The sequence below is a fragment of the uncultured Veillonella sp. genome (assembly GCF_900545205.1).
In the GTDB taxonomy this organism is placed as follows: Bacteria; Bacillota; Negativicutes; order Veillonellales; family Veillonellaceae; genus Veillonella.
On record NZ_UQYC01000069.1, the window covers coordinates 1 to 8,738 of the forward strand.

Here is an 8,738-nt window from a genome sequence, read left to right on the forward strand (position 1 = left end):
TAATAAGACCATTGTATCCCAAAGTTTTGTATTTATGAACCCATTGATACAGTTGTCCAGAATTAATACCCGCTACAATAGCTACTGCTCTTAAACCTTGACCAGAAAGAACTTGGCATACTAACTCATATTTCTCTTTTGGAGACCAATACTTATTAGTCCCTCGACATTTATTAATATCCAAACCATGAAGTCGTTCTAATTTAACCCAGTCCCTTATTTGTCTATGAAATGTATGTGTTGATACACCGACAGGTGTCTTCGGCCATTTACCTTGATAGAATAATTCAATTGCTTTTCTTTTAAATTCATAACTATATCTCATGAAAATACCCCCTTTACTGGTTGTCCGGTAAAGGGGGTACATATCATTAAACAGGGGCTTTCATTTACAAACTCACTTTCACAAGTCGTATATGGGTGTATAGTTTTAATGTATTGTGATTCGATTATTTAACTAAAAAATTTACTTAAAAATCTGTGTTTTTTACAAAGTTATTTACTAAATTTTCTTACTAATTCAGTTGATGTTTACTTTTTATTGTTCTGCATATGGAATTGCTAGTGGGTGGTTATCGTATGTACCTCTGTGTTGGTCATAGATGGATTCTGCACCTGGTAGTGGTGGCAAGCCCAAGGAATCAGTACGTGTGAAGGCTTCAAATAGGCCTGGTGTTAGGTGCATGTTTGGCACATGTTCCGAAGTTACTTCGTGAACGATAGTATCACCTTTACCGTCCATGATTTTTTGACCGAATTCAGGATCGATTAATGTACCGCGACCTACAGCGATGATATCGGTATAGTTTTCTACCGCATCACGAGCTGCTTCTTCACTGAAGATATTACCTACAATGATTAGTTTTGTTTCATCATCTAGAACAGCTTTGAATAAAGAGCCAAAGGATTGATCTGCACCTTCTGGTTTAGAATCATAGCCGCCCCACAAGGATAAGTGGATATAATCTAGCTCTTCTTTTACAATAGTCTCCACTAATTGAAGAGATTCTTTATAGGTATAGCCAATATCTGTACCGTGAATTTCTTCAGGACTCAAACGGTAGCCAATGATGAAGTTCTCTACGCCGGACTCTTCTACTACACGTTTTACTTCACGTACAACAGCTAATGGGAAGCGCATACGATTTTCTAAAGAGCCGCCCCATTTATCTGTACGATGGTTTGTTAATACAGAGAAGAATTGTTGCAATAAATAGTGGTTTGCACCATGGATTTCTACGCCATCAAAGCCCGCTTCAATAGCTCGTTTTGTAGCGCGACCAAAGTCAGCAATGATCTCTTCAATTTCACTTTCAGTAAGAGCACGAACAGGGAACTTACGTTGTAAGTCACTAGGGGCTACTACGTCTTGGTGATTGATAAAACGACCAATAGCCATACGACCGCCGTGGTGAATCTGCATAACTGCTTTATTACCGTCTTTCTTTAAAGCTTGTGCAATTTTCTTTGCGCCCTCTAAATGAATATCTGAGTAAATACCCAATTGGGATGGATAGCCTGGCATATACGCTGGGCCACCACTTTCACTAACATAGTGAAACTCAGTAATCAAAAGGCCTGCGGCCTTAGAACGATGATTGTAATAACGGATCGTATCATTACTTACATAGCCACCCTCTAATGCAGATTGACTTTGCATTGGCGCCATAGCGATACGGTTAGGACTTATCAAACCACGACGAAATGTAATTGTATCTGTTAAGTTATGTTGTGCCATTATAACCTCTTTCTCCTATTAAAATAGGAATACTATATGATATACCTTCGGATGATAACTGAATCGTACTATCACATTTACATATCGCGAATTACCGATATATTAAGTTAATAAAAAAGCAATCCTATATAATCACACTCACTAGATAATACTCATGTTATCAACACAACACGAGTATTAACAATGTACTCATGTTATCAATATAATCATATTACTAATAAACAATGCTCCACATACGTATGTGTTATATATTCATGCTCTTTTATAATTCAGTTTCTACCAACTTTGCTAATGCTGCAATGGTTTCCTCGTTTCGACGGTAATAGGTCCATTTACCAATTCGTGTAGCAATCACCAAGTCTGCCTTTTGCAGTACAGACAAATATTGAGATGCTGTCGATTGGGTAACGCCCAATTTGAGCTGGATTTGACCTACACAAACGCCGACTTCCACCATGTCTACCGGTTCTTGATGAGTAAAGTAACGCTTTGGATCCTTTAACCAAAATAGAATCTGTAGACGTGATTCATTAGCAAGTGCTTTAAAGACCTCTAATTGATTCATCTTTATTCACCTCTAACATCATTATATCGTAATTTCGCGATATGTCAATTTATTGTGCCTCCTACAAAATCTGTTTACAAAGATCTTTACCTTTAATTCATACTAAAATATTCTCAATTCATACAAAAACGGCCCCTCATATGAGGAGCCGCTTCTTATATAACCCTTACAGTGTCCATGCGAGTGCTTCACCACAGCTCGCATGCCTATCCCACTAGGCTGGACTGTTATATTATTTTGTATATGCTGTATGTGCTGTAGGTGCTACAGTGTTAGCAATGATCGCTTTTGCCATGTCGCGATTTACAGGGCGTTCAAAGTACATCGCATGGTTTTGACCATCTTTTGTCCAACCAGCGAGATATACCATTTTTTCGCCACCTTTGAAAGTAATCTTTGTACCGTTTACCTTTTCTGTAGCTGTAACGCGATAATCCTTATGATTACCACTGATATCACCTTTTGTAGTACCTACACGATACACAATACGTTTGCCTGCTGCTTGATTGCGAGTAGAATCTTCACCAGCTTGGTAAACATACACAACTTGCAAAACATCTTTATTGATTGTGCTTACAGACTCAATATTATAGCCTACAGGTAATACTTTAGGTAGATGAGGCATAATATTCATGTATTTAGCAGCTTCATCAATAGTAGCAAATTCATGAATTGGGCTTGGCATACCAACCATTGGAGCTGCCTGTTCTGCAACTACAGGTTTAGCTGGATCTGGTTTTACATCTAAAGTACCTTGTGCACCAGCAACAGTGTAAGAACCTACACAAGCACACGCAACTGCTAGTAATACAAATTTTTTGACCATGGGTATAATCTCCCTTCGCATAACATAAAAATTATTAAAAACACATTTATTTTGTATGTGCTTTTTCCTCAACAATATTACGAATCATAGCCTTCGCCATATCTCGTGTAACGGGACGCTGAAATTCTAAAGAGTGATTTTGTCCATCTTTCATCCACGATGCAAGATAAACCATTTTCTTACCACCTTTGAAAGTAACCTTTGTACCATCTACACGTTCAGTTTCTATAACCTTATAAATTTTATGGTCACCACTGATATCACCAGTTAACTTAGATGAACGATATATAATATATGCGCCTCCATCTTGATTATAATATGGCTCCGTACCAGATTTGTAGACATACACAACTTGTAATATATCTTTCTCTAAAGTGATGACAGATTGAATATTAAAGCCTACAGGTAACAGCTTTGGCATCTGTGGTCTAAACCCTATATATTCAGACGCTGCTTCTACAGTGGTGAACACATGTACAGGACTTGGCATAACAACGCCAGGAACAGCTGCTTCAACAGACATTTCTAAGGGGCCAGAAACTTTAGTTTGTGCATCCATAGCATCTTGACCCTTAACAACTCCATAGGTACCTATACAGATGCAAGCTAACGCCATCAAAAAAGATTTCTTTAGTATTGAGGTCATAATAATATACTCCACAAAATACATTTTGCAAAATTATATTTATCAAAATACGTTTAATAAGTATATCCTAAATAATTGGGGAATTCAAGTAATATTCATCATATATCGGTTTTTATTAATATAGGTAAATAAAATCATTTATCAACTATGATATGACTAGTTACTTTTACCCAAACTATCAAGTATTAAGCTATTTCTTATGTACCATAAAGCCTGCCGCTTGTTGGTTCGCCATAATGGTCACATCAGAGATTTGCAAGCGTTTAGGTTGGTTCGTTACATACAATACTACATCGGCCACATCCTCTGGTTGAACAGCCTCAATGCCAGCGTACACAGATTTAGCTCGTTCCGCATCACCGTGGAATCGTACTTCGCTAAATGGAGTTTCTACGATGCCTGGTTGAATGGTAGTAACCTTAATATCTGTAGCTATGGTATCCATACGAATGCCATCGCTTAATGTCTTTACCGCCGCCTTTGTAGCACAGTACACTGCACCATTAGGATATGCATAAATGCCTGCAGTAGAACCCATATTTACAATATGACCTTCATTTTTATCAATCATAAAAGGCAGTACTGCTTTTGTTACATATAAAAGGCCTTTCACATTGGTATCAATCATAGTCACCGCATCATCAACAGCACTATCTTGGAAAGGATCAAGCCCTTGTGCAAGACCCGCATTATTAACGAGCACATCGACGCCACCAAAAGCCTCGATAGCTGCAGGAACCTTGCTTTCAACATCCTCGCGACTACGCACATCAAGAACTAAAGTCTCAACACGCACACCATAGTCTTTAGACAAACGAGCCTGCACCTCAGATAGCAACTCAGCACGACGACCAGAAATCAAAACATTATCACCATGCTTGGCATACGCCTCCGCAATACAAAGACCAATACCAGACGTTGCACCAGTGACAAAAACATTACGAGCCATAAAAGCCTCCTCATCATCAATCCGTTCTATTCTAATAAATTCATTATACCATTATAAAAAACAAAAAACGCTACCCTACCACCTATAAACAACAAAAATAGTGTATACATAGGCGCAGATAGGATTTAAAAGAATACATAAAGTGGCTTATGGATTTATGAATATGATAATACAAAGAGGATACCCTTTCTGAAAACGACTTAGCTCGCTTTAGAGCCTTCTACTATTCCCTAGAATAATATGCTGGCGCATCTGTATGTAAGACAAAATATTTGAGCTCTACTACAGTTAGAAAGCAAATAGGGATACCTATTCGAAGCCGCCTTGGGCGCTACGCGTACCCATGAAGGCTGAGGATAGGTATCCCTATGGTTTATTATGTTTTACGAGGAGAGCTCAAATACTCTTGCTCTCTATTTCAGATGCGCCAACATATCATTTAAGACTTCCATGCAATCTCCCACGATACCGTAGTTAGCGTGTTGGAAGATTTCTGCGTTTGGATCGTTGTTGATAGCCACGATTGTGTCAGCACCGGAGATGCCGCTCACGTGTTGGATTGCACCGGAGATACCGAATGCCAAGTATAGTTTAGGGCTTACAGTTTTACCTGTTTGACCTACTTGATATGGCAATTCAATCCAGCCTTTTTCCACAAGTGGGCGTGTAGCCCCTACAACGCCACCGATAGCATCAGCTAGTTCGTAAAGCTTATCAAAGTTTTCTTTAGAGCCCATGCCACGGCCACCAGCTACGATGATATCCGCTTCTTGGATATTGTAACCATCTTTGCTGAACGGAATGAAGTCGAGGCGTTTCATGCGAATGTCTTCAGGCTTGAGATCAAATTGTTCAATTTGGATACGGCCCCAGCTATCTGCAATACGTTCAGGCTTTTTGAATACATTAGGACGTACGGAGCCCATTTGAGGACGATGGTTTGGAGAAATGATTTCCGCCAAAATATTGCCGCCCAAGGCAGGACGTGTCCATTCAACAAGGCCTTCATTCGTATCTACCGTTAAGATTGTACAGTCTGCCACAACGCCGTTTTGCATGCGACCAGACATACGAGGCGCCAAGTCACGACCGTTGTTAGTGGCACCAATCAAGAGAATATTAGGCTTATGATCTTCAAAAAAGTCTGTTAAGACCTTCGTATAGCCATCCGTTGTATAGTATTTCAAAAGCGGGCTTTCAAAAACGTGAACAATATCGGCACCATGTGCTACGAGTTCCTCTGCTTCGGTTTGAACATTCTCGCCCAATAGCATAACTTGAACGAGTTGGCCCAATTCCTTAGCAATGCGGCGAGCTTGGCCAATCAGTTCATACGTAACCGGATGTACCACGTCATCGATGGTATCGGCTACGACAAAGACATCTCTATATTCATCAAAATTTGTCACGGCCATTACCGGTCACCTCCTTTAGAACCTTCATCACCTTTAGCAGCTGCTACCGCCTTAAATTCACTAGGGGATACGCTTTCAACAGACGCAGCCCGTTGCACAGGATCTTTTACATCTACACCCTCATCATTGTCCTCAGCCACCTCAACAGGCGCATCATTTGGCACTAATAGATGAGCAAATTTTTCTGGCTTAATATGGTAAGCCAATTCGAGAACCTTTTTAGCCCCTTCCTCTATGGATGGCAACATTTCTACCTTACCACGAAGAGGTGGTTGGTATACCTTACGCACCCGTGTAGGAGAACCGTTAAGACCGATACGACTTTCATCAATTTGTGGCATATCTCGCAATGTTACGTGAGTAATGGTATATCGTTTCGCGTAAATAGAGCTCCAAAGGCCTGGTTGTCGCGGCTCATTGAGCTCGGCTGTCGCCGTAACCAATAACGGCAATGGAACCTCTACGATTTCATAGCCATTTTCATGTTGTCTTTTTACAACTGCTTTTTGAGCTGCTTGGTCTACAGATAGTTCACAAGCATAGGTAGCTTGTGCCATACCGAGTTCCTCTGCAATTTGAGGACCTACTTGTGCAGTATCGCCATCGATAGCCTGTTTACCGCAGAAAATGATTTGGAACTGACGGTTCATAGTCCGTTGAATATGACGGATTGCAGACGCAATGGTATAGCTTGTAGCCAATGTATCGGCACCACCGAATGCGCGGTCTGTAACGAGTACCGCATCATCCGCACCGAGGGCTAAACATTGACGAAGTGCTTCTTCCGCCTGTGGAGGCCCCATGCTGACAACTGTAACACGACTACCTTCATATTGGTCTTTTACCGCCAATGCCGCCTCTAATGCATGCATATCGTCAGGGTTTACAATGCTAGGCAAGCCTGTGCGGATGAGATTATTTGTTTCCGGATCCAGCTTAATCTCAGATGTATCTGGAACCTGTTTGATACATACTAATAACTCCATACACTCACCCCTGTCTAAATTCTACGCCCTTAGCGTTACGCGGATATTTCCAAGTTTTTACGATTGTTTCACCACAAAGAACACGGCATGTACCGCATTCTAAGCAACCGGCGAAATCAAAGGCTAAATCGCCGTTGTCTTGCAATGTATATAGACCGGCAGGACAGCCATTGACGAGCTTCATTTTCTCTTCAAGGCTAAAACCAGCGCCATCCACAAGGATATGAGGAGACGTTTCATCTACATAATATTTATTGGCGCCCAAACGCTCTTCTAGTTTCATAGGGAACGCACCCCTTTCCAAGCATCACGAATCAAGGTAAATAGGCCAATGTCTCCGACACGGCGCATAATTTTTTTCATCATTGGTACTGCACCATCACCGTTTACGGTGAATACGTCGCGCATCAAATTGTTAACAAATGCTGGGTATTCATTGAAAATACGCGGATGGGTAGCGAGGAATTTAGGCATATTTTTGTAATGCTTCAAGTCCTTCAACAACCAAGAAGCCTTGATTTGACGTTCATACAATTTAGCTACACGGTCCATGTTTTCATCGCGCAAGGCTACGTTAACCGCATCTGCTGCGCACATACCGGACTCGATGGCAAGGTCCATGCCTCGAATGGTATACCCAAGGTTCATACACATACGTGCCGCATCACCAACGATAATGTAACCATTGCCGCCCAATGTAGGCATCGATTTATAGCCCCCTTCAGGTACGAGGTGGGCACTATGTTCTTTCAACTGACCATTTTTCAATAATGGTGCGATTCTTGGATGGCTTGTGAAAGCTGAAAGCATATCGTCTACAGAACGATCCGCTTTACCGATATCTTCAAGGCCTACAACCATGCCCACAGAAAGGCTGTCTTTATTTGTATAAATAAAGCCGCCCCCCAATAAGCCAGAGGTCATGTCGCCCAAAGTAAGCCACGCCATACCGTCATCTCCAGACAGCATGAGGCGATTTTCAAGGTCTTCTTTTTTAAGTTTGTATACCTCTTTTACCCCTACTGCCATAGTGCTTGAATCGGTAGGAGCTGTGAGGCCAGCTTTTTCTAACAATACTGTATTAGAGCCTTCTGCGATGATAACAAGTTTTGCATATACTTCATCATCATGGCACCGAACACCAACAACGCGTTGTTTCTTGCCTTCTCCTTCAGTGATGAGATCTGTTACTTGCACATTAGATACGAGAAGAGCGCCTTTTTTCTCCGCCTCTTCAGCGAGCCATTTATCGAATTTAGCGCGTAATACTACGTAGGATTCCTCGTTAGGTTGTCCATCTTCATAGCTGTATTCAATAGTCGTCATTTCATTGCCAGCACCAATAGAAATGCGTTCTTTTGTCACCTTACGTTCCAATGGTGCACGATCTCTAAAGTCCGGTACTAACCGTTCTAAAGAATGCGTATAGATACGCCCACCCATCATATTTTTAGCGCCTGGTGCGGTACCACGTTCAATGAGTAAAACCTTTACCCGTTGCTCCGCAAGGCGTAACGCCGCCGCAGAGCCTGCTGGGCCTGCACCAACAACGATAACGTCAAATGTTTCATTGCGATCAATTGCCATATACTCAGCTCCTTTAAATCAAAGCT

The 8,738-nt window shown here is 41.3% G+C and carries 10 protein-coding genes; all 10 read right to left on the bottom strand.

The window, feature by feature from the left end; genetic code table 11:
• Positions 1 to 325: transposase (locus QZR70_RS07380; RefSeq protein WP_295794183.1), on the bottom strand; the 325-nt coding region annotated here is incomplete at its 3' end.
• 213 nt (positions 326 to 538) lie between these two features.
• Positions 539 to 1,738, bottom strand: a complete 1,200-nt coding sequence (locus QZR70_RS07385) for an NADH-dependent flavin oxidoreductase (RefSeq protein ID WP_295794186.1) — start codon at positions 1,736 to 1,738, stop codon at positions 539 to 541.
• A gap of 262 nt (positions 1,739 to 2,000) precedes the next feature.
• On the bottom strand, positions 2,001 to 2,303 hold the full coding sequence (locus QZR70_RS07390; RefSeq protein ID WP_295794187.1) for a helix-turn-helix transcriptional regulator: 303 nt from the start codon (positions 2,301 to 2,303) through the stop codon (positions 2,001 to 2,003).
• Positions 2,304 to 2,535: 232 nt separating this feature from the next.
• Positions 2,536 to 3,129, bottom strand: coding sequence for a hypothetical protein (locus QZR70_RS07395; RefSeq protein ID WP_295794188.1), 594 nt, complete (start codon positions 3,127 to 3,129; stop codon positions 2,536 to 2,538).
• Between the two features lie 46 nt (positions 3,130 to 3,175).
• Complete coding sequence (locus QZR70_RS07400; protein ID WP_295794189.1) at positions 3,176 to 3,775, bottom strand: hypothetical protein; 600 nt, start codon at positions 3,773 to 3,775, stop codon at positions 3,176 to 3,178.
• Between the two features lie 190 nt (positions 3,776 to 3,965).
• Entirely contained in the window at positions 3,966 to 4,724 is a 759-nt protein-coding gene (locus QZR70_RS07405) for an SDR family NAD(P)-dependent oxidoreductase (RefSeq protein ID WP_295794190.1), read from the bottom strand.
• Between the two features lie 413 nt (positions 4,725 to 5,137).
• Complete coding sequence (locus QZR70_RS07410) at positions 5,138 to 6,139, bottom strand: electron transfer flavoprotein subunit alpha/FixB family protein (RefSeq protein ID WP_060924160.1); 1,002 nt, start codon at positions 6,137 to 6,139, stop codon at positions 5,138 to 5,140.
• Positions 6,139 to 7,125 (bottom strand): electron transfer flavoprotein subunit beta/FixA family protein, encoded by a 987-nt coding sequence (locus QZR70_RS07415; RefSeq protein WP_295794194.1) that lies wholly within the window; start codon positions 7,123 to 7,125, stop codon positions 6,139 to 6,141. The genes QZR70_RS07410 and QZR70_RS07415 overlap by 1 nt, the downstream gene beginning before the upstream one ends.
• Positions 7,126 to 7,129: 4 nt before the next feature.
• Complete coding sequence (locus QZR70_RS07420) at positions 7,130 to 7,408, bottom strand: ferredoxin family protein (protein WP_295794196.1); 279 nt, start codon at positions 7,406 to 7,408, stop codon at positions 7,130 to 7,132.
• Entirely contained in the window at positions 7,405 to 8,712 is a 1,308-nt protein-coding gene (locus QZR70_RS07425) for an FAD-dependent oxidoreductase (RefSeq protein ID WP_295794198.1), read from the bottom strand. Before QZR70_RS07425 ends, QZR70_RS07420 begins: the two co-directional genes overlap by 4 nt.
• Positions 8,713 to 8,738: the final 26 nt, after the last annotated feature.